At 44.9% G+C, this 20,298-nt stretch carries 17 protein-coding genes and 2 pseudogenes; 12 read left to right on the top strand and 7 right to left on the bottom strand.

Annotation, left to right across the window (positions count from 1 at the left end; all coding sequences use genetic code 11):
* Positions 1-9: 9 nt before the first annotated feature.
* The 10 genes and pseudogenes from ruvA to AC0IYG_RS19330 all read left to right on the top strand — a co-directional run bounded on the left by ruvA (position 10) and on the right by AC0IYG_RS19330 (position 13,223).
* Complete coding sequence (gene ruvA, locus AC0IYG_RS19375) at positions 10-600, top strand: Holliday junction branch migration protein RuvA (protein ID WP_471712736.1); 591 nt, start codon at positions 10-12, stop codon at positions 598-600.
* A 182-nt stretch (positions 601-782) separates the two neighbouring features.
* Positions 783-5,322, top strand: a pseudogene (gene sov / locus AC0IYG_RS19370) (T9SS outer membrane translocon Sov/SprA).
* Entirely contained in the window at positions 5,268-7,871 is a 2,604-nt protein-coding gene (gene sov, locus AC0IYG_RS19365; protein ID WP_471712735.1) for a T9SS outer membrane translocon Sov/SprA, read from the top strand. Before sov (AC0IYG_RS19370) ends, sov (AC0IYG_RS19365) begins: the two are co-directional and overlap by 55 nt.
* 76 nt (positions 7,872-7,947) lie before the next feature.
* Positions 7,948-8,328, top strand: coding sequence for a glycine cleavage system protein GcvH (gene gcvH, locus AC0IYG_RS19360; RefSeq protein ID WP_471712734.1), 381 nt, complete (start codon positions 7,948-7,950; stop codon positions 8,326-8,328).
* An 84-nt stretch (positions 8,329-8,412) separates the two neighbouring features.
* Positions 8,413-9,696: a dihydroorotase gene (locus AC0IYG_RS19355; RefSeq protein WP_471712733.1), complete on the top strand. Its 1,284-nt coding sequence runs from the start codon at positions 8,413-8,415 to the stop codon at positions 9,694-9,696.
* Positions 9,693-10,253 (top strand): DUF4199 domain-containing protein, encoded by a 561-nt coding sequence (locus tag AC0IYG_RS19350; RefSeq protein WP_471712732.1) that lies wholly within the window; start codon positions 9,693-9,695, stop codon positions 10,251-10,253. Before AC0IYG_RS19355 ends, AC0IYG_RS19350 begins: the two co-directional genes overlap by 4 nt.
* Before the next feature lie 10 nt (positions 10,254-10,263).
* A complete protein-coding gene (locus tag AC0IYG_RS19345) occupies positions 10,264-10,779 on the top strand; it encodes a DUF4199 domain-containing protein (RefSeq protein ID WP_471712731.1) in 516 nt (171 codons plus the stop codon).
* A gap of 27 nt (positions 10,780-10,806) precedes the next feature.
* A pseudogene (gene gldF / locus AC0IYG_RS19340) lies at positions 10,807-11,536 on the top strand (gliding motility-associated ABC transporter permease subunit GldF).
* A gap of 68 nt (positions 11,537-11,604) precedes the next feature.
* Positions 11,605-12,336: an RNA polymerase sigma factor gene (locus AC0IYG_RS19335; protein ID WP_471712730.1), complete on the top strand. Its 732-nt coding sequence runs from the start codon at positions 11,605-11,607 to the stop codon at positions 12,334-12,336.
* Positions 12,333-13,223 carry an anti-sigma factor gene (locus AC0IYG_RS19330; protein WP_471712729.1) on the top strand — a complete coding sequence of 297 codons (891 nt, stop codon included), beginning with the start codon at positions 12,333-12,335 and terminating at the stop codon, positions 13,221-13,223. Before AC0IYG_RS19335 ends, AC0IYG_RS19330 begins: the two co-directional genes overlap by 4 nt.
* An 86-nt stretch (positions 13,224-13,309) precedes the next feature.
* Here the strand turns inward: AC0IYG_RS19330 and AC0IYG_RS19325 are convergent, their stop codons facing one another.
* From AC0IYG_RS19325 to AC0IYG_RS19310, 4 genes are all read right to left on the bottom strand, one after another.
* Positions 13,310-14,188, bottom strand: coding sequence for a hypothetical protein (locus AC0IYG_RS19325; RefSeq protein WP_471712728.1), 879 nt, complete (start codon positions 14,186-14,188; stop codon positions 13,310-13,312).
* Positions 14,189-14,339: 151 nt separating this feature from the next.
* Entirely contained in the window at positions 14,340-14,498 is a 159-nt protein-coding gene (locus AC0IYG_RS19320; protein WP_471712727.1) for a hypothetical protein, read from the bottom strand.
* Positions 14,485-15,069, bottom strand: coding sequence for a zeta toxin (locus tag AC0IYG_RS19315; RefSeq protein WP_471712726.1), 585 nt, complete (start codon positions 15,067-15,069; stop codon positions 14,485-14,487). The genes AC0IYG_RS19320 and AC0IYG_RS19315 overlap by 14 nt, the downstream gene beginning before the upstream one ends.
* 43 nt (positions 15,070-15,112) lie before the next feature.
* Positions 15,113-15,535, bottom strand: a complete 423-nt coding sequence (locus tag AC0IYG_RS19310) for an XRE family transcriptional regulator (protein ID WP_471712725.1) — start codon at positions 15,533-15,535, stop codon at positions 15,113-15,115.
* Between the two features lie 191 nt (positions 15,536-15,726).
* Between AC0IYG_RS19310 and AC0IYG_RS19305 the strand changes: the two genes are divergently transcribed.
* Complete coding sequence (locus AC0IYG_RS19305; RefSeq protein ID WP_471712724.1) at positions 15,727-15,975, top strand: hypothetical protein; 249 nt, start codon at positions 15,727-15,729, stop codon at positions 15,973-15,975.
* Between the two features lie 84 nt (positions 15,976-16,059).
* The gene (locus AC0IYG_RS19300) at positions 16,060-16,725 is read left to right on the top strand and encodes a hypothetical protein (RefSeq protein ID WP_471712723.1); all 666 of its coding nucleotides are present in this window, start codon (positions 16,060-16,062) and stop codon (positions 16,723-16,725) included.
* Between the two features lie 107 nt (positions 16,726-16,832).
* Here the strand turns inward: AC0IYG_RS19300 and AC0IYG_RS19295 are convergent, their stop codons facing one another.
* The 3 genes from AC0IYG_RS19295 to nagA are packed head-to-tail and all read right to left on the bottom strand — an operon-like array spanning position 16,833 to position 20,226.
* Positions 16,833-18,212, bottom strand: a complete 1,380-nt coding sequence (locus AC0IYG_RS19295) for a putative oxidoreductase C-terminal domain-containing protein (RefSeq protein WP_471712722.1) — start codon at positions 18,210-18,212, stop codon at positions 16,833-16,835.
* A 45-nt stretch (positions 18,213-18,257) separates the two neighbouring features.
* Positions 18,258-19,034, bottom strand: coding sequence for a glucosamine-6-phosphate deaminase (locus AC0IYG_RS19290; RefSeq protein WP_471712721.1), 777 nt, complete (start codon positions 19,032-19,034; stop codon positions 18,258-18,260).
* Positions 19,024-20,226, bottom strand: a complete 1,203-nt coding sequence (gene nagA / locus AC0IYG_RS19285; RefSeq protein WP_471712720.1) for an N-acetylglucosamine-6-phosphate deacetylase — start codon at positions 20,224-20,226, stop codon at positions 19,024-19,026. Before nagA ends, AC0IYG_RS19290 begins: the two co-directional genes overlap by 11 nt.
* Positions 20,227-20,298: the final 72 nt, after the last annotated feature.

Below are 20,298 nucleotides of genomic sequence, written 5' to 3'. Positions count from 1 at the left end.
ACTATTTATATGATTGCCTACGTTAACGGAACTGTAGTCTACAAAGATCCGGCATATGCCATTATCGATGTAAACGGATTAGGCTACGAAGTTCGGATTTCTTTACAAACCTACACTTCCCTGCCCGAGCTTGGGGAGAAGTGCAAGCTCGTAACGTTCCTGAATATACGGGAAGATGCCCATATCCTTTATGGGTTTTGGGGAAATGATGAAAAGAGGCTTTTCCTGGACCTGATAGGCATATCGGGAGTCGGCCCGTCAACTGCATTGGTAATGCTTTCGTCGCTTTCCTCATCGGAAATCAGGCAAGGAATTATAGATGAAGATCTGCGTTTGATACAATCAATCAAAGGGATCGGGTCAAAAACTGCTCAACGCGTTATATTGGAATTGCGGGATAAAATTCGGAAAGAAGACCTTGTGTCTACCGGACCGAGAAGCATAGATAGTCCCTCAGGCACTGTAAAAAGTGAAGCATTAGCTGCGCTCGTTACTTTGGGTATTCCAAAGCCGACCGCAGAGAAGAGCCTGGACGCCATTATAAAGCGTGAGGGGAACACAATCACGGTTGAGAATCTGATAAAACTAGCACTTCGATAATCGAACTGTAATGATATTTGGTAAAAAAATTTACGATAGTAAAGTCGTTTTGATGGATTTGATTGTAGCTGCAACCTTCTCTAAATAAGTATATTACCTTGTCATCAACGATTTACTCCTTTCTTTTTAAGGCATTAACCATATCGACGGGCGCTGTACTTTTAGCAAATGTCTCTGTCGATATGGACGAACCATATTCAGGGCAGGCGCAGGATTGGGCAATTGTGGCCGATACTGTTCCTGAGGACACTACTAAAAGGAAAATAGACCGGTCGGGAAGCCAGCTCATTATGCGCTGGAAAGATTTTTATTCCAACCGCGTTGCAGAACCACGCCCACGCTCGCCATTTTATTTGCGCGACCCGGGCAACATTTCAACCTCAATTTTACTGGATAGCACCGGCAAGGTGGCCGTTTCAGAAAGCATTCGTACGCCGGCAGGAAATCTGAATTACCGCGCGCCCGAGCGAATGGATCTTTCGACTTACGACAAGATTCAGGAAGACCGTGCTTTCAAAAGTTTGCTACGCGAATATGCAGGCAGGCAGGACGGGAAAAGTGCAATGGGTTCAAGAGGACTTTTGCCAAAACTGGACATTCCGCCAGGACTTTCAAAACTCTTGGGTGACGACTTCGTCAATTTTAAGCCAACAGGATTTGTGTCGCTGGATTTGGGCTTAATGCACCAGTTTCTCGACAATCCAGCCATTCCAATCCGTCAGAGAAGAAATACACAATTCATTTTTAATGAGCAGATCAGCATCAACTTTGATGCGAGGCTGGGCGATCAGCTTGGTTTTCAAACCAATTTTGATACAAAAGCAAACTTCAATTTTGAGAATGCGATTAAGCTGAATTATAAAAATCCTGAAGAAAGCTTTATCCGGAAAATAGAGGCTGGAAATATCAATTGGGCCATTAACAGCCAGCTGATTCCTGGTGTGCAAAATCTGTTTGGTCTAAAAACGGACCTTCAATTTGGCAGGTTAAGCGCGACTTTGGTGGCGTCACAGCAGAAATCCAGCAAGGAAAGAATCGTATTGCGTGGCGGCGCACAGAGCCGGGACTTCGAATTGCGTGCGGACACGTATGACGAAAACCGGAACTTCTTCCTATCCCAATATTTTAGAAATAATTACGAACGTTCGTTACAAAATACACCAACCATTACGTCCGGCGTAACGGTAACGCGGATGGAAGTGTATGTTACGAACAGGACCACGACAACGGAATCATTGCGTAATGTTGTGGGTTTTGCCGATCTGGGTGAGCCAGCTCCGTATAAATCTGCCAACCCGAGTTTACAACCCATCCGCTCAACTTCACCTGCGGATAACAGCGCAAACGGACTTTACAAAACACTTTTCAGACAACACAGGTTTCCGTCAGGTCGACAATACGAACAGCGCCATCACAAGTCTAGGGTTGGAAAGGGCTGTTGACTATGAATTGCTTCGTGGTGCAAAAAGGCTGATTGCAGACCGCGATTATACATTTCATCCACAATTGGGATACATTTCTTTGACCAATGCATTAAGAAATGACGAAGTGCTTGCCGTTTCTTACGAATACACATTGAACGGGCGATCATTTAAAGTAGGGGAGCTTACCGAGGATTATCAGGCGCGTAGGGATAATGAAGTGATTGCATTGAAGTTGCTCAAATCGTCGACGATCCGTAACAACACGAAGTTGCCGATGTGGAACCTGATGATGAAAAACGTTTATTCGTTGGGAACGAGCCAGATCGATAAACAAGGTTTTCAGCTTCGGATCATTTATAAAGATGACCAGACCGGAATTGATAATCCGAACTTGCAGGAAAGCAGCATAGCAAACATTCCGCTCATCCGCCTCATGGGTCTCGACCGGTTGAACCCTGTCAATGATCTCCAACCTGACGGAAACTTTGACTTTGTAAATGGCATCACTGTTGATAGTAATACAGGCCGGATCATTTTCCCCGTTCTTGAACCATTCGGATCAAACCTGGCCAGGAAATTTGGTGCGGGTGAAGAGCAGTTCCGAAACAAATATGTCTTCGGCGAGCTCTATTCGACTACAATGATTGATGCGCAGCAAATATCAGAGCGCAATAAGTTTTTCATTAAGGGATCTTACCAATCGAGTGGGGGAGCTGAGGTGCAGCTGCCATTTGGCGTTCTTGAAACTTCCGTGACCGTCACATCCGGCGGTGTTCCGCTTTCTCCGGGTTCCGATTACATTGTTGAAGCGCAAATTGGCCGTGTCCGCATTCTGAACAGCAGTGTGATGAATTCCGGCAGGGAGATTGTTATTGAGTACGAACGCCCTGACATGTTCCAGAACCAGATCCGTTCCCTGCTTGGAACACGTTTGGACTACATGGTTAGCCGCGACATGAGCCTGGGTATGACCTTGATGAAATACCGCGAGCGGCCTGCTGGTTTCTTATCGCGTGTTTCAATTGGCAATGAGCCTGTTAACAACACAATGATCGGGTTCGACATTAATTTTAGAAAAGATGTTCCGTTCCTTACCAAATGGCTGGATGCATTGCCTTTGATACAAACCAAGGAAATGTCGAGCATTCAGTTTAAAGGCGAATTTGCAAAAATACTTCCCGGCGTTTCAAAAGACGTGAATAACCGTTCATTAGTTGACGATTTTGAGGCAACTCGCACCATTTACGATTTGTCGAGACAGCCGCAAAAGTGGCGACTTGCAGGAGTTCCGCCCGCATTCCGCCAGGGAACGGATGGGAAAACGCTGGATTACGGATACAGAAGAGCCAAAATTTCAGCTTATACAGTTGATAATATTTTCGGCGGTGCGCAGGGACTAGGCGGTGGTTACCAGCCGCCGGCTAACCTCGAAGATGAGGATCACAAATATTATTACGAAAGGCTTTATCTGCCCAACGAAATTTTCCCGAAACGTGCCATTGCCGGGCTTGTTTCGTATCCGCAGAATGTGCTTGACATTGCCTACTATCCAAGCGAAAGAGGCATGTATAATTATAATGCTGATCTGCTTCCTAGCGGACGCCTTAAAAATCCAAGACAAAACTTTGGTGCAATAAGCAGGGCGATCACTTCGGACAATGACTTTGACAATGCCAACATTGAAAGCATTGAATTCTGGATGCTGGACCCATTTATTAATGACAAGCTAGGGACAGTCCGGGACGGAAGTGCGGATGAGCGACCAAATACAACAGGTGGAAAGCTGGTGTTTAACCTGGGTGATATTTCAGAAGACGTTATTCCTGACGAGCGTTACAATTTCGAAAACGGACTTCCGATTGTTCCGAAACAGGTTGGTGTCAATGTGGATTCTACGGCTTGGGGCTATGTTACCAAATCACAATATCTGATCAATGCATTCAGTAATGAATCCGGTGCACGCCAGCGTCAGGATGTGGGATTGGATGGATTGAGCAATGAGGAAGAACGTGCATTTTTCAGACGATTCATCGACCGCCTTCCTGCGAATCTTACCCCGGAAGCAAGAGCGCAGATTTTGAATGACCCGTCCGGCGATGATTTTCAATTCTTCTTGGGCGCAAGCCTCGACAGCGCAGATCTGAAAGTGCTTGAACGCTACAAAAATTACATTGGCATGGAGAACAACTCTCCGGAAAGTTTGGGAAGAAATGCAGATGTAACGCCTGCTTCAACCAATGTTCCCGATGGTGAGGACATGAACGTGGATAACACGATCAATGACAATGAATCTTATTACGAATATGAAATTGATTTAAAACCAAACCAGCTCGCAGTTGGAAAGGGTTATATCGTTGATAAAACCATTAACACAGCCGATAATCAGACCTGGTATTTGTTCCGCGTTCCGATTAAGGAGTTTTCCGGAATGATCGGAAATATGAATGGGTTCAAATCCATTCGTTTTATGCGCATGTATCTCACTGATTTTCAGCAACCTGTTGTGCTTCGTTTTGCACAGTTGCAAATGGTTGGACAGCAATACAGGAAATACACTTCGAACCTCGATGCCCCTGGCTTGCAGGAAGTTCCGGAGCCTTATGACGCTAAGTTTACTGTCGGAACGGTTAGTATTGAGGAAAACAGCACGGTGGATGAAACCAGCTCTAATAAATACGTTTACCAGATTCCACCCGGCTGGATACGTGACCAGGATAACACGCAACGTCCTCCGCTTTTGCTGAATGAGCAGTCGATGAGCCTTTGCGTTACGGACCTGCGTGACGGCGATTCAAGGGCTGTGTTCAAAAATGTGAATCTCGACCTGCTTTTCCGTAAAAGATTGCGCATGTATGTGCATATGCAAAACGAGCAGAATGAGGACCGCATGGTGGGTGCTTTCATGCGGATCGGAACTGACCTTACCCAAAATTATTACGAAATAGACCTTTCCAGCTTGAAGGCCACCTTGCCTAATCAATCAATCGATAGGGAAGTTTGGCCGGAAGAAAATGAGCTGAACATTGCATTAGCAGACCTGATAGAAGCCAAGGCCCAGCGCAACCGCCAGCTTGACAGAAACCTTAGTGTTCCGTACACGATTACAACGGCGGATGGGAGATATAAACTCACTGTTGTAGGAAATCCGGATTTGAGTTCGGTGCGGGTGATGATGATCGGGATGCGGAACTCCGAAATCGCAGGACGAGCGGCCCAAGAGCTTTTGTATCTCGGGTGGATGAAATGCATGTGGAAGGATTTGACGACACGGGCGGTGTCGCGGCCATTGCGCAGCTGAATGCCAAACTTGCCGATTTTGCAACATTAACCGCATCAGGACGACTTGAAACCTTTGGTTTTGGCAGCGTGCAGCAGCGCATTGGCGAGCGTTCCCGTAATTTCACAACAGAATACGGGGTTTCCAGCAACATTGCATTGGACAAGCTTTTACCGGCAAGCTGGGGTTTCAGTATTCCGCTTTTCCTGAGTTATGACCGGCGCAATGTTAAGCCGCATTTTAATCCGCTCGACCCGGATACGCCACTCAACACTTCGCTGGATAATCTGGAATCGGATGAGGAGCGGGACGGTTATCGGCGGATGGTTGAGGAAAATGGCGTCAAGCGGGGAATCAATTTTTCAAATGTCCGGAAGATCAAAACGAAGCCCGGCGCGCGAAACCATTTCTATGATTTTGAAAACTTCTCGTTCACTTACGCATTCAGTGACGATAAGCGAAGGAATATCCTGACGCAGGAATATGCGCAGCGCAATTATCGCGGAGGCATTTCTTATGTATACAGCAGCCAACCGAAGGCCATTGAGCCGTTCAAAAACTGGAAAGCGACGAGTCGATGGGCGGACCTGATCAAGGATGTGAACCTTACATTATTGCCAAACATGGTTTCCGTTCGCACCGATGTGGACAGGAGATTCCTGAAAACGCAATTGCGCAATGCGGACTTGACGACGGACGGCATTCAGCCATTGTATGAAAAATATTTCTGGTTTAACCGCTATTACGATCTGAGCTGGAATTTGACGCGCAATATGACGTTAAGCTATAATGCATCGGCCAATTCCATCATTGACGAGCCGATGGGTGATATCAACTCGGCAGAAAAGAAAGATTCGCTTTGGTCGAATTTTAAAAAGCTGGGCAGGATCAAGAATTACGATCAAAAGATTGATCTTACTTACCGTCTGCCATTGGACAAAATTCCACTGGTGGACTGGATGACAGCCGATTACAAGCATTCCATTGCTTATCAATATCAGGCAAATGCATTTGGCTTAAAAGATACATTAGGGCTTCCTTTCGGAGACATTATCCGCAACAGCAGAGAGCGCGGTGTGACTGGAAAAGTCGATTTTGTGCTGCTTTATAACAAACTGAGATATCTCAAATTCGCCAACACGCCTTCGGCTGGGCGCAAGAATTTTGCGCGAAGCCCGGGTGATATTGAAGAAATTGACATGCGAACGACCGACATCCTGAAAAGTGTTACGCGCGCTTTGATGACTGTTCGGGGAATCAATGTGAGTTATTCGGTCCAGGAAACGACGTCACTTCCGGGTTATCTGCGGGCACCAAAATATTTCGGGATAGACAACACCAATGCGCCTGGCTTACCATTCGTGCTGGGCCAGCAGGACAGGAATTTCCAGGTTAAGGCGGCAGAAAAAGGTTGGATCACGCGAAGCGAGCAGCAAAATATGCCGTTCCAGCAAACGATTGCCAAGAATTTTTCCGCGAACACAACATTGGAACCATTCAAAGATTTCAGGCTGATCATTGAAGCGCGGCTTACGAGACAGGATGCTTATCAGGAATTTTACAGACCGGATACATCGGGCGGATTTGTTTCACAGAGCCCATTGCGTAATGGTCAGTTCAGCATGTCATTCCTGTCGTTCCGGACGGCCTTTGCGAAAATGAAACGGGATAATTCGTCTCCTGTTTTTGATAAATTCAGAGCTTACCGCGCTATTTTAAGGGATCGGTTGAATGCAGAAAATCAAAGTGGCGGAGAATATAATGAGACTTCGCAGGACGTTCTGATCTCGTCATTCTTTGCGGCTTACACGGGCAAAGACCCGGCGACTGTGCGGACAAACCCATTCCTGAAATTTCCGATGCCGAACTGGGATCTGAGTTACAACGGACTTTCGCAACTGTCGGGCTTTAAACGCCTTTTCAGCTCATTTACATTACGGCACAAATACATGTCACAATATAGCGTCGGAAACTTTACATCATCATTGGATTACGAAGCGCTTTATGTAAATCTCGCTGTAACCGGATATCCGTTATCGACGCGCAGAAATGATCTGGGACAATATATTCCTGTGTTCTCCATGAGCACGATCACATTATCGGAGAAATTCCAGCCGCTGGTGGGAGTCGAATTCAGAACGCAGAGCAGGGTTACCGCGCGGATCGAATACAACAGAGACCGCACGATCGCATTGAATTTGTCAAACTCACAAATGGCAGAGCTTTTCAACCAGGACGTGACCGTGAACATTGGATTTACCAAAAACAATGTGGCAATCCCGTTCAAGATCAATGGAGTTAAGAAAAAGCTGAAAAATGACATGACCATGCAGCTCGGCCTCACTTTCCGTGATACGCGGTCGATTCAGCGGAAGTTTGACGGAGAGAATATCCCGATTGCGGGTAACATCAACTTCCAGCTTCGTCCAACCGTCAATTACATGGTTAATAACCGTTTGAGCGTGCAGTTTTATTTCGACAGGACGTTTAATGATCCTTTGGTTTCCAATTCGTTTTACCGTGCAAGCACGTCGGGTGGTGTGCAGTTGAAATTCAATTTGGCGGAATAACTTTTTGATTTGGAAAATACAACCTACATCCTGTAATTTGCGGTTCAAAGATGTTTACAACTTACCTGATTTAACCATGAATTTCCCGTCAGAACTTAAGTCTACAGAGGATCACGAATGGATTCGCATCGATGGTGATATAGCGACCATTGGCATTACGGACCATGCGCAGAACGAATTAGGTGACATTGTTTACGTTGATATCAATACAGTTGGTGATGAGCTGGGAAAAGGAGAGGTTTTCGGTTCAGTTGAAGCGGTTAAAACTGTTTCTGACCTGTTCATTCCGGTTGCAGGATCCGTTTTGGAAGTAAATGAAGAATTGGACGGAGAGCCTGAACTTGTAAATACAGATCCTTACGGACGCGGCTGGATGGTGAAAATCAGCTTGTCGAGCCCTGGTGATGAAGTTGGTTTAATGTCCGCCGAAGAATACGAAAAGTTTATAGGTGCCTGATATTAGGTTAAAAGCTCCGTTTTGGAGCTTTTTTTTTGAAACCGGTTTGACACAATGCAAGCCGGCAGTTTGTTTAATACGCTTATGAAATTATTAATACGCTCAGCTCGAATCATTGATAAACAATCGCCGTTCAACGGTCAGGTTAAGGACATTCTGATTGAAGGCTCGACGATAAAAGCAATCGGGGACAATCTGGATGCAGATGGAGCCGAGGTTAAGGAAGGCAAAGATCTGTGTGTGTCCGCTGGTTGGGTGGATATGCGCGTGGCTTCCCGCGATCCGGGATTTGAGCATAAGGAAGATTTGACATCCGTCCGTGCTGCTGCGGCGCGCGGCGGGTTTACAGAAATTGTGCTGCTCCCGAACACAGAGCCTGTTGTTCACAGCAAAGACACATTGAATTACATCCGGCAATCGGGAAGTGGCGGGCTGGTGAAATTACACGTTGCAGCTGCGGTTACGAGAAAAGCCGAAGGGGTCGATTTCACTGAAATGATCGACTTGCATGAAGCCGGAGCGATTGCATTTACAGATGGCGAGCACCCGGTGCAGAATGCGGATCTGTTTTTGAAAACCATCTTATATCTGCAGCCGCTCAATGCGCTGCTGATGAACAGGCCGGAAGACAAGCAATTGACGCTTTACGGTCAAATGCACGAAGGGCTGACGAGTACGCTTATCGGCATGAAAGGAATGCCTGCGTTAGCCGAAGAGATGATGCTGATGCGCGACCTTAAATTGCTGGCTTACGCATTAGAAAAAAGCATGTACAAGTCCGATGCGCCTGCGTTACACATTTCGCTGATTTCCTCGAAAAAAGCGGTGGATTTGATCCGGGAAGCCAAGCAAAACGGGTTGCCGGTTTCCTGCGACATTGCCGCGCACCAGCTTGCGTTTACCGACGAAGATCTGATCGATTTTGACACAAACCTGAAAGTAAATCCGCCTTTCCGTTCGGCTGCCGATGCGCAGGCCATTCGGGAAGCACTTGCTGATGGGACCATTGATGCGATTGTTTCGGACCATAATCCGCATGATGAAGAGAGCAAAAACCTTGAATTTGATCACGCAGACTTTGGCATAACCGGACTGGAAACCGCATTTTCACTCGCGTTAATGCATAGCGGATTGTCTTTGGAAGAGGTTATCGAAAAATTTACGGCAGCTCCTCGCCACATTCTCAGATTGCAGCCAAGCAACATTGCAGAGGGCAGTCTGGCTAATCTGACATTATTCGAGCAGGACACAACCTGGACATTTGATAAAAGCTTTTCAAAATCGAAGAACACACCATTTTTGGGACAAACGTTGCGAGGAAAAGTAAGAGGAGTTGTTAACAACGGAAAACAGGAATGGTATCTATGAAGTCGATAATTGCATATTTTAATAAACCAATACTTAAAGTTTCGCTCGTTTTCGGACTAATGACAGGCGTGCTTGTATTCATTTTCTTTATCGGTCTTTATCTGATCGGGATCGTGCCATTGGGAAATAACAAGGTGCTTGATTTTGGCATACATGTCATTTTCATCGCAGGCGCTTGCTGGTATTATCGCAAGAATGTCGGGAACGGGTTTTTACACCTTTGGGAGGCTTTGACAATCGGCTATGTAGTGAACACGATCGGGGCGCTGATTGCTGGCTGGCTGATTTACTTTTTTGTAACTTACGGTGATCCTGCTGTTTTTACCAATTACATTGCTGAAATGAAAGCCCTAATGCTGCAAGGGAAAGCTGAGCTGGTGAAGAATATCGGTGAAGCTGAATTTGCCAAAATGTATAACGGAGTCGGCGGCATGAAGCGATCGGAGATCATTATGGATGAAGTTAGTAAGAAAACCCTAATGGCCATTATCCCGATCCTTGTGATTTCGCTGATTTTCAGAAAACAGGATTATGGTGTGTTTCACAACAAATCTTAAATCGACTTAAATGGAAGAACAAGTCTCTACCGCACGCATTGCCCTCAAATATGGTGTCTTGACCGCCGTTGTGATCATGATTTTTACAACGATCATTAATGTAACCGGGCTTTCAGACAACAAGGCATTATCCTCATTGTCGTTCGTTTTCATGGTCGTAGGGATTGTGCTGGCAATGAAAGACTTCAAAACGCAGAATAGAGGATACATCTCGTTTGGCGAAGGCGTTGGCGTGGGAGCGCTTGCCTCGGCTGTAATGGGTGTCTTAAGCGCTGCTTTCTCAATGTTTTACACGCGATTCATTGATAACACCATGCTTGCCCAGGCACTAGACAAAGTGCGGGAGGATATGGAACGTAGAGGCAAGGATGATTCAGAAATTGATATGGCTATGGAGTTTTCTCAGAAGCTCATGTCGCCAGGCATTATGTTTGCGATGACTGTTGTGTTATATGTGATCACAGGATTGGTTATTGCATTGATCGTAGCTGCTATCGTTCGCCGTGAAAAGCCAGTCTTTGAGTAAAGGTCACCCGATTTAAATCTTCAGATAGTGTTTGCAATCTTTCAAAAGGAAATAGGCAGCTTTTTCAATTCGCTGATCGCCTACATTGTGATGGCCGCATTTTTAACAGCTGTGGGTCTGATCGTCTGGGTTTTTCCTGATTCTAATATCCTTGATTATGGTTATGCTGATTTAGGTTCGTTTTTTCAGCTTGCCCCTTATGTCTTGCTTTTTCTGATTCCGGCCATCACCATGCGGTCCCATTGCAGAAGAAGCCAGAAACGGGACATTGGAATTGTTGCTCACCAAACCGTTGCGGAACAGCGAGCTGGTTTTGGGTAAATTTTTTGCAAACTGGGTTTTGGTTGCGATCACACTTTTACCCACGCTTATCTACTATTACAGCGTTTACAGGCTTGGGAACCCAGAAGGAAATGTGGACTCAGCAGCCGTTGTCGGTTCGTACATTGGCCTGCTGCTTTTTTGCGGCGTTATTGTTTCCATGGGCATCTGGACCTCGTCGCTGACCGACAATCAGATCATTGCGTTTATAGCATGCGTTTTTCTGGCTTTTATCTGGTATATCGGTTTTGGAGCACTCGCTCAGCTGGCCGGCGTGGGGTTAGGCGCTCAGCTTTTGAGCTGGGCAGCATTGGATCAGCAATATCTTGCACTTGGAAAAGGGCTTGTTGATTCGCGCAATATTATCTATCTGCTGAGCCTGATGGCACTCTTCCTGTTTCTGGCGCACTTGCGGATCGAAAAAATCCGGAAATAAGGATAATCTTTTAATGTCTTGAACAAGAGTTGACAAATTGTTGATCTATTCTGGTGTGTTATTCGTATATGAAGAAAAAACACACTATGATAAACACATTTTATCCCCACCTTGGGAAACCCTCTTTACCGCAGCTAACCAGAGTTTTTAATGGTTGGAATCAGGACACAATAATTTATAATAGCCGTGACCGGTTCTTCCGAAAATTCGTTAGATTGCCATTTAGTAACATACAATTAAATGTTAAGCAACTCTTGGCGACTAGTAAGTTAAAATACTCGGAAGAGGAACTGGTGTTGGCTCTAAAGAGAAACGAGCGAACAGCTTTCGAATTTCTGTACGACCATTACTCAGGAGCTTTGTTTAATATCATTTCAAAAACGTTGAGGGACGAGGAGCGCGCCGCAGATGTATTGCAGGAATCTTTTCTTAAAATCTGGAAGAACATTGCTTCTTACAATCCGGAAAAAGGAAGGTTGTTTACATGGATCATGAATATTGCACGAAATGGTGCGATAGACGCGGCAAGGGTTGAGGGGAGAAAACCAGCGATGGATGATATCGACAACAAGGCAGTCCTGAATGAAAGGGATGTATACGAAGATTCTCTGACATCGAGCTCGGAGATGAAAGCCATTGTGAATATGCTGAGACCCGAGAGGAAGATCCTCATCGACATGGCCTATTTTCAGGGATACACGCATGAAGAAATATCTGAGGAGCTGAGTATCCCCTTGGGAACTGTGAAATCAAGGATCCGAACAGCATTACAAGAGTTAAAACAATACTTTGCAGTATGAATATCCAAGCCTACATAGAGTCCGGTATATTAGAGGAATATGTATTGGGCACTGTTTCTCCTCAGGAAAAACAGGAAGTGGAGTGTATGTCTCATATTTACCCTGAGATAAAAGAAGAGCTGCTGCGGACTGAAAGCGCATTGGAAGAATATGCACTTAAACATCAGACGCCACCTCCTGCTTCATTGAAAGAGTCGCTTTTTGCCAAGATGAATTTTGATTCCGCACAGGAAACTGAAGATAAAATTGAAGGTGAAAATAACGTTGACCAAAGCATAAACAATAGCGCGCCTACAACGTTCAACACAGTCAGTCCAACGGATTCTGTCGAAGGACCGAAGGTGATAGACAATGTTTTTAACCAAGTTGAAACGAGAGAAGTAACGCCATTCTGGGCGAAGCTAGCCATTGCAGCATCCGTTTTACTGGCCATTTTTGCGGGCTGGTCGGCCACGCAGATGACCAAGTTGAAGCAGGACAATGAGCAAATGGCTTCCAAAATGGGAACGATCGAAAAGGAATTTGGTTATGCACAATCGCTCGCTAGCCTTTATCGCAATCCCGAATACAAAACGGTGCATTTGGCCGGACTGGAAAAATCACCGCAGAGCTCGGTTTCAGCATTCTGGCACACGGCAACTAACCAGGTTTTACTCGACATTCAAAACCTGCCAAAACCACCTGCGGGTAAGCAATATCAGCTTTGGAGCATTGTGGATGGAAAGCCAGTAGACAATGGGATGATTGACAATGAGTTTGGAGGAAAAGTTCTGAAAATGAAGAACACAAAGCCCGGCGCAGTTGCCTTTGCCATCACGCTTGAAAAAGAAGGCGGCGTTCCCTCACCGACGATGGAAGAAATGTATGTGATGGGGAAAGTGAGTTAGAATATATTAATACTGGAAAAGGGGATGAAGAATTGATTTCTTCATCCCCTTTTTTCGCTCCACCAGATAACTACACAAGCTGAATTTTATCGTTTATAGGTGTCAGTGATTGGCGAAACATACTTCAACTGCTCACTATAAATGAGTGCGCCTTTTTCTGTGTAACTCTTTTGATCTTTCACATAACCGTTAGTGTCCAGATCATAAGCATATTTATATGTCGGAAAAGAACTCGAGCAAACTGTCTTCTTCAAAAGACTTTTACCAAATTTTCCAAAAATCGGAAGATAACGATCACCCATCCAAGAGAGTCCTTGCGGCCCGAAAACGTGCAGATTGATCGTAGAACCTTTATCATGTTGGGTAGGACTACCGACATACTCTGTGTAATCAAATTTTACCAGCTCCTGGAAGACATCACCCGTATCGGTATTTTTCACGAACAGGAATTTCACGACGTTGCCCAAGTTATCATAAGACAATGTTACAGTCCTTTTCTTGCCTTCATTGATGAGCAGCTTAACAAGCTGATTTTGATTGTTGTAGTGATAAGCTATGTACGAAGTCTCTTCGCCTATGACACCGCCTACATGATAATCTTTCCTTTTCAGTTCCACGGCACGGCCATTTTCCAGGCGCCACTCTGATCTCCATTGCAGGATGTCATTCTTGTATTTGGATGCCGTAATCGCATTGTTAGCGTATTTATAATCCGTTCGAAACACGCTGTATCCCTCAGCATTGATTCGCTGCTTGATCCGCCCGTCCGGATTATAGATCAGTGTGTCGTTACCAAATTTCGATAATCTTAATTCAGCGATCATAACCGGCGGCGCCAAAGCAGTTTCCTGATTCTTAATCGCAGGTTGAATCGCCGTATCAATTGCTTCTTCCTGACATGAGATCAGAAAGAAACTGCACGCAGCGCCAGACAAGAATGTGATTTTTCTAAACAGTTTGTTCATAAGTATTAAGTTTAAATGTGGATTTTAACCACTGTAATACTATGACAATTGAAACTGCTTTAAGGAGGAAATGAATATTCGGTTGGTGTGAAGAAACTAACGGTTAATGTGATCATTGGGGCGGATACACTTATTCATCCTGGAACTGTTCTTATTGTTCCCAAGGCTTGATTTTTACAATCTCATCACCCCTCATCACAACAAGCTCGGTATTCTTTTGTTTTTTGAATGCAATGACGTTATCATGGGTTTTTTTGAGCCCTAAAATGATTTTTTCCTGTAATTCCTTTTGCTTTTTAATTGTGCTCATAGTAATGTCTTAGTTGATTATACTTTTCACTGTCAATGATCTCCCACTCCGTATCTTTTGCCCTATGTGCTATTAGTTCTTCTTTCTCGAATGAATTGTCGATGATAAATGCATGATCGACAATTGGCAAATAAATATCAAATAAATTCTTAATGCCTTTCCGATATCTTCGTTTTATCACATCAGGCTCAATATTATGTCCTCCTTCTGCGACTCTCATTTTTACACGCTCTTCGGCGAGTCGAACATTTTTGAGCCAAAAGAAAATTAATGTAGTAGAAAATCCCTTTCTTTTCGCCTCGTCTACTTTTTGTTTATAGCTTCTGGTAGATAATGTTGTTTCAAATGCAAAGCTTTCCTCGCCATTAAGCAACTCATTGACTCTATTTAACATTATTCGACCAGCTTCCAAAGCTACTTTTTCTGGCTGAAATGGAGATACGCCCTTTGCGATTTCATCAGCATTTACAAATTCCTTACACTCTAAAATCTCAGGCAATATGGAAAATGAGGCGGCAGTCTTTCCAGCTCCATTGCAACCGGCAATTATATAAAGCTCTTTTTCAGTCATTTCCGAACACTTACAAAGTTACGATAACCTTCTCCACAAAAAGTCACTTCCCCCCAATCAACCGCTCCAGCCGCCCCATCATCTCATCTTTCTCCTTCAACATCCGCTCATACAAAGCAATTTTCTCCTCATGAAGTTGAATGAGTTTGTCAACTGGGTGAAAAGTTGGGTTGTTATTTACAGCATTCAACATTGCGCTATCATTAAATGTATTAGCAATAATGTTCACGGCCTGCTCTTCATCATAGTTCCGGATCGCTTCAACGGGCATTTTCAAGATTGCCGAAACCTGCTCTAAGATGTCGGAATCTATCTTTTCCTTTTGTTCCAGTAGCGAAACCTTTTGCTGGTTCCATTCGCTGCCAAGTTCCATGGCGAGGACGTCTTGTTTCATTCCGAGCATTTCGCGGAATCGTTTCAGGTTGCGGCCTTCGTGGATTTTTGGGTTGGGCGTAGTATGTGTCATGCGGGAATGTGGTTTGTTAAAAAGGCAATTTATATAAATCTATCGGTAAGTCTCCGAGTATTTTACAAGCATTTCGGAGTAATGTACCGGCGGGAGACAGTGCGTTTAGTTTGCAGGAATTCCGTGCTTTGCCAGATTACAAATTGAAAGTTCGGAAACACATTTCCAGTTACACATTTAAAACCCCATAAATGAACGCAAAAACACACATTAATGAGCCAGACAATGCGAAATGGATCGCTTATGGAAAGGAAGTAAGCGCATTGCTCAGCAGCAGCACCGCCGAAAGCTGGACCAACGAACTCTGGACAATGTTCAGCGGTTTCATGCTCGCCCAAAACGAACTGGGTCGAAATGAAAATTTGAGTAACACTTACTTTTCGTTTAAGGAGTTGCTGGAATTTTTCGAGAAGGTGGAGGGGATTCGAAAAGGGAAATAACCTTTTATTTGTAAGCTGAAAATTTTAAGTAACTTGTTGGTTAATAGTCATTCATGCCGTATCCATTACTTAGCTGCCCAGGTTATGAGAATAATAGTTTTACTTTTCAGCTCTCTTGTTTTTAGTTTTTCAGCCATAGCGCAGCAACGCGCTCCATATTGGGAGTTTGGCATTCAAGGAGATTATGGACGGGATTGGTATCATAAGGAAGATGTACCGCAAGGATCATATGAGGGATCGATCATTGATTTTTCTTCCAGTCGCTCATGGGGCGCTGGTTTCTATTTTGAAAGGTCTTTGAATTCAAGGTGGTCTGTGCTTGGACAGGTGGGTTACGCGCAAAAAAAAGTGCATCCGCTGCTTTTCCATGAATACAACCAGACAGCTGCACAACATTATCTTAGTGAGGTGCACCACAGAGGAGCTGTGGACGCTGGATTGCGGTGGTATCTTATCCCGAAAGCTAAGGTTAACATTTTTTTAGATGGAAAGTTGGGCGCGAACGTTTTCATGTCTGCTATACAACAGGAAAGAACATTTGGTAGGATAGCTCACTCTGATGTGTTTGGCTTTCAACGTATATCTCCTGTGGCGTCAGTTGCGCTCGGAATTAAGTGGTCGCGATTAACCATGTCAGCGGAATATCGGGATGACTTGACAGTATCAAAACGGGTCGGTGGAATGAGTGAGATTTCGGGTAGAGGTGTGTTTGGGAAAGTGGGGTTTGCGTTGATAAGAATACAAAAATGAGAACACAAATACATCAATATCCCCAACCCAAAAACCCTCCCCCAGACATGCCCGTTGCTTTCAAGCAACGGATAACATTCAAATATTCACAAATTCGATCCCCTGAATCACTTCGCCTCCTTCAAAGCCAGCGTCGTCAAATAATACTTTGCAATCATATTAGGAACCTCCCACCTAGGCAACTGCCCAGCCTTCAAATATTCCATATATTTATTAGCAACCTGTGCGAAATGTGCTTCGTGGCCGTTGTCGTATTTTGCAGGAATTGCCACTTCCCAGCCTGCTGCGTTCTTTTTTAGCTCAATGCCAGGATATTTTCCTTGCACCATTTTGAAGCTGTTGGCAACGGCGTCTTCGTAGGCCTTGCCTTTGTCAACGGTTTCGATGTAAAGCACGGGCTTGTATTTCTGATCTTTGCCCTGGCGGACGATGAGGTTGGCTTTGGAGCCTTTCATGATCGAGTAATGCGTGTCGCCGGTGCCTTCTGGGGCTTGGAAATTCCATAGTACAGAGACTTTCGCGTGGACGCCTTTTAACGTGTAATTCATCGCGCCATTCGCGTAGACGCTTAATGTTGTGTCTTTTACGTCCTTGCTCAAGAAGTCCGGGAAGTTATCGCTTTTGGTTACGAGCTTGAATTGAGATTTGGTAAGCTTCGTAGCGGTGCGTTTTGCGGAAAGAAGTTTAATGTCCTTTTTGTAGTCCAATTCCGTGTTTGGGAAACAGCTCCATTGAACAAGATCCACCAAATGCGTGGTAACGTCCACCATTCCTTCGCCTTGCTGTTTTACATCAAAAAACCAGGTAGGACGCACTAACGGTTCACCAGAAATGTATTTGAAAAAATGGTGCACACTTTCCTTTGCAACGGCCGGATTTTCTGCGGTTCCTTTTTGTAATTCACCGAAAATGTCCGGCATATTGGCCAATTCGCGCTGTAATGCATTCGTGATCTCGTAACGCTCGGTCATGATGTCGTAAAGGAGCACTTTGTTCTTTTCAGCACTTGCAAATGCTTCTTTTAGTTTTTCAAAACCAGCGGCATCAATCGCCATAGGCTTATCCGCAAGCACATTCAAGCCCGCATCAACGGATTGCTTAATATAGTCGGTCTTTTTTTGATTGTTTCCAGCCAGTATGACCACATTTCCCTTCTTTTCCGAAAGCATTTTTTCAAGAAAATCAGAACCTGTGTAAACTTCCTCTTTCCAGCGCGTCGGGTCCGTTGGACTCGCATTGTATTTCTCAACTTTATCCAGATACGCCTTCACATCCGGGCCTTCGGAGGCATAAACATGCACGACCGAATCGACGTCCGGATACATGGATTTCTGAACCAATGCGGCATGAAAGTGCCCCGGTTCAACCACGATCAGGCTTAATGGTTTTTTGGTTGCTTCGTCTTTGGCTTCTTCTTTCTTCGTATCACATCCCTGATTTAATGCCATTGCGCTCATGAAAGCGATTGTCAAGAGTTTGTTTCTCATGTTGGTGGATTGAGGTAATAATGCAAGATAGGCCCAAAAATGGAGTTACGCCTGACTGTATGACGAAATTTCTTTCAGCTTCCCTGAACTGTCTTTATCAATAAATAAAACGGCGTGCGGGTGCTTACGGAGGATCGTAGACGGATATTCTTCCTGAATTTCCTCCGCAACGGTGTGATAAATAGCCTGCGCCTTTTTCTCGCCCGGAACCATCGCATAAGCATATTTTGCCTTCATCAATGTCGGGATCGTCAAGGTTAATGCCGTTTGCGGCACTTCATCAAATGTGTCAAAACATGCATCATTCACCTGTTGCTGACGGCAGGCATGATCCAGATCCACCTGTTTTACAATCAAAGGATCATCAAAAAATGCCACATGCGGATCATTGAAGGCTAAATGTCCATTTTCTCCAATGCCCAGACAAACAATATCAATCGGATTTTCTTCCAAAAGCTCCGCATAACGATTGCATTCTTCCTCCATATTTTCCGCATTGCCATTCAAATACGAAACTGATTTTAACGGCACAAAATCGAATAACTTAACTTTAAGAAAATTGCCGAAATTCTGAGGTGCGTCATTCGGAAGGCCCACATATTCGTCCATATGGAAAGCATTTATTTTCTCCCACTCAATGCCTTTTTCCTCTTTCAATGCAGCTAAAAACTCATTTTGGGAAGGCGCAGAGGCGAAAATGATGTTAACTGAATCTTTGATCTCTTGTAATTCGCGGATTTTATCAGCAACCATTTGGGCTGCATTGATTCCCATTTCTTGTCTGGTGTCGAAAATTTTTATTTCCAAATCGTCAACCTTCATAATTGTGTTCGTTAAGATGCCTGTCGTAAATAATTCTGCCTCGTACTATGGTTTTTTGTATGTTAATGTCGTGGTCGAAAATCACGATATCCGCGTCTTTACCAGCGACTAATGTGCCTTTTTTGTGGTCCACGCCCATAATGCGCGCAGGTGTAGCAGTCATCATCCGCACGGAATCGAGCAAGGAAACATCCGCCATCTGCACCATATTTCTTACCAGGCGATCTGTTGTTGAAACGCTTCCGGCGAAGGAGGTGCGGTCGGGTAACTTGGCGACGCCGTCTTCTACGATCACCTTCAAGCCATTTTTGAGCGAGCCTAATGTGCTTTCGCCTTCCGGCATTCCGGCTGCGCGCATGGCGTCGGTGATCAATGCAATGCGGTCGGGGCCTTTTATTTTGTATATCAGTTTCAAAAGCGGAGCAGGCAAATGCACACCGTCCGCAATAATCTCCACGTCCATATCGAGTAAAAAAGCGCTTTCAATGGTCCCGGCATATCGAAATGCATTCTTCCGCGTCACACCGGACATGGCCGAGTACAAGTGCGTGGCCAGCGTGTAACCGTTTTCATAAGCTTCCAGCACTTCCTCATAAATCGCGTCCGTATGCGCCACAGCCGCCAGAATGCCCATTTGTTTCAATCTTTTACCAAAATCAATAGCTCCTGGAAGCTCAGGCGCAGCGCTCCACCGCGTAATCGACGAGGAATAAGCGAGCACTTCTTCATATTCTTTCGGATCGGGATTTCTAATGTAACGCGGATCCTGCGCACCGCGCTGACTTAATGCGAAATAGGGCCCCTCCAAGTGCATTCCGAGGAATTGCGCACCTTTCAGGTTGGTTGCATTTGCTTCTTCATAATGATCCAGCGTTTGCAGCAAATCCTCTTTTTCGCTGGTCAATGTCGTGGGAACCAAGGCTGTGGTTCCGTATTTGGCGTGGGTTTCGGCAATGCGCAAAAATGCGTGAACCGTTCCATCCATAAAATCATGGCCGCCTCCCCCGTGAATATGAATATCAATGAATCCCGGCGCAATGTAATTTCCGCCAGCATCGATAATCTCCGCATCCGGAAAATCCACATTCCCTTCGTGTATGCCAATGATCACGCCATCTTCCACAAGCAATGTCCCGTTCCGGATATAGCGAAAGGGAGTGATGATGGTGCCGTTGGTTATTTTAAGACGCATTTGTTGGCTTTCGGCTTTCGGCAATCAGCCGTCAGCACTTTTTTATATTTTGTAAAATTTAACCGTTAATAG

The organism is Dyadobacter sp. AC419 (genome assembly GCF_979253085.1).
Note: the sequence above shows the minus strand (reverse complement) of the source record. Positions and strands in the feature narration are given on the sequence as shown.

What these genes read in the sequence shown, in the direction of transcription:
- ruvA (WP_471712736.1), top strand. Translation starts at nt 10, where the DNA reads ATGATTGCCTACGTTAACGGAACTGTAGTCTACAAAGATCCGGCATAT.
- sov (WP_471712735.1), top strand. Translation starts at nt 5,268, where the DNA reads ATGCATGTGGAAGGATTTGACGACACGGGCGGTGTCGCGGCCATTGCG.
- gcvH (WP_471712734.1), top strand. Translation starts at nt 7,948, where the DNA reads ATGAATTTCCCGTCAGAACTTAAGTCTACAGAGGATCACGAATGGATT.
- AC0IYG_RS19355 (WP_471712733.1), top strand. Translation starts at nt 8,413, where the DNA reads ATGAAATTATTAATACGCTCAGCTCGAATCATTGATAAACAATCGCCG.
- AC0IYG_RS19350 (WP_471712732.1), top strand. Translation starts at nt 9,693, where the DNA reads ATGAAGTCGATAATTGCATATTTTAATAAACCAATACTTAAAGTTTCG.
- AC0IYG_RS19345 (WP_471712731.1), top strand. Translation starts at nt 10,264, where the DNA reads ATGGAAGAACAAGTCTCTACCGCACGCATTGCCCTCAAATATGGTGTC.
- AC0IYG_RS19335 (WP_471712730.1), top strand. Translation starts at nt 11,605, where the DNA reads ATGAAGAAAAAACACACTATGATAAACACATTTTATCCCCACCTTGGG.
- AC0IYG_RS19330 (WP_471712729.1), top strand. Translation starts at nt 12,333, where the DNA reads ATGAATATCCAAGCCTACATAGAGTCCGGTATATTAGAGGAATATGTA.
- AC0IYG_RS19325 (WP_471712728.1), bottom strand. Translation starts at nt 14,188, where the DNA reads ATGAACAAACTGTTTAGAAAAATCACATTCTTGTCTGGCGCTGCGTGC.
- AC0IYG_RS19320 (WP_471712727.1), bottom strand. Translation starts at nt 14,498, where the DNA reads ATGAGCACAATTAAAAAGCAAAAGGAATTACAGGAAAAAATCATTTTA.
- AC0IYG_RS19315 (WP_471712726.1), bottom strand. Translation starts at nt 15,069, where the DNA reads ATGACTGAAAAAGAGCTTTATATAATTGCCGGTTGCAATGGAGCTGGA.
- AC0IYG_RS19310 (WP_471712725.1), bottom strand. Translation starts at nt 15,535, where the DNA reads ATGACACATACTACGCCCAACCCAAAAATCCACGAAGGCCGCAACCTG.
- AC0IYG_RS19305 (WP_471712724.1), top strand. Translation starts at nt 15,727, where the DNA reads ATGAACGCAAAAACACACATTAATGAGCCAGACAATGCGAAATGGATC.
- AC0IYG_RS19300 (WP_471712723.1), top strand. Translation starts at nt 16,060, where the DNA reads ATGAGAATAATAGTTTTACTTTTCAGCTCTCTTGTTTTTAGTTTTTCA.
- AC0IYG_RS19295 (WP_471712722.1), bottom strand. Translation starts at nt 18,212, where the DNA reads ATGAGAAACAAACTCTTGACAATCGCTTTCATGAGCGCAATGGCATTA.
- AC0IYG_RS19290 (WP_471712721.1), bottom strand. Translation starts at nt 19,034, where the DNA reads ATGAAGGTTGACGATTTGGAAATAAAAATTTTCGACACCAGACAAGAA.
- nagA (WP_471712720.1), bottom strand. Translation starts at nt 20,226, where the DNA reads ATGCGTCTTAAAATAACCAACGGCACCATCATCACTCCCTTTCGCTAT.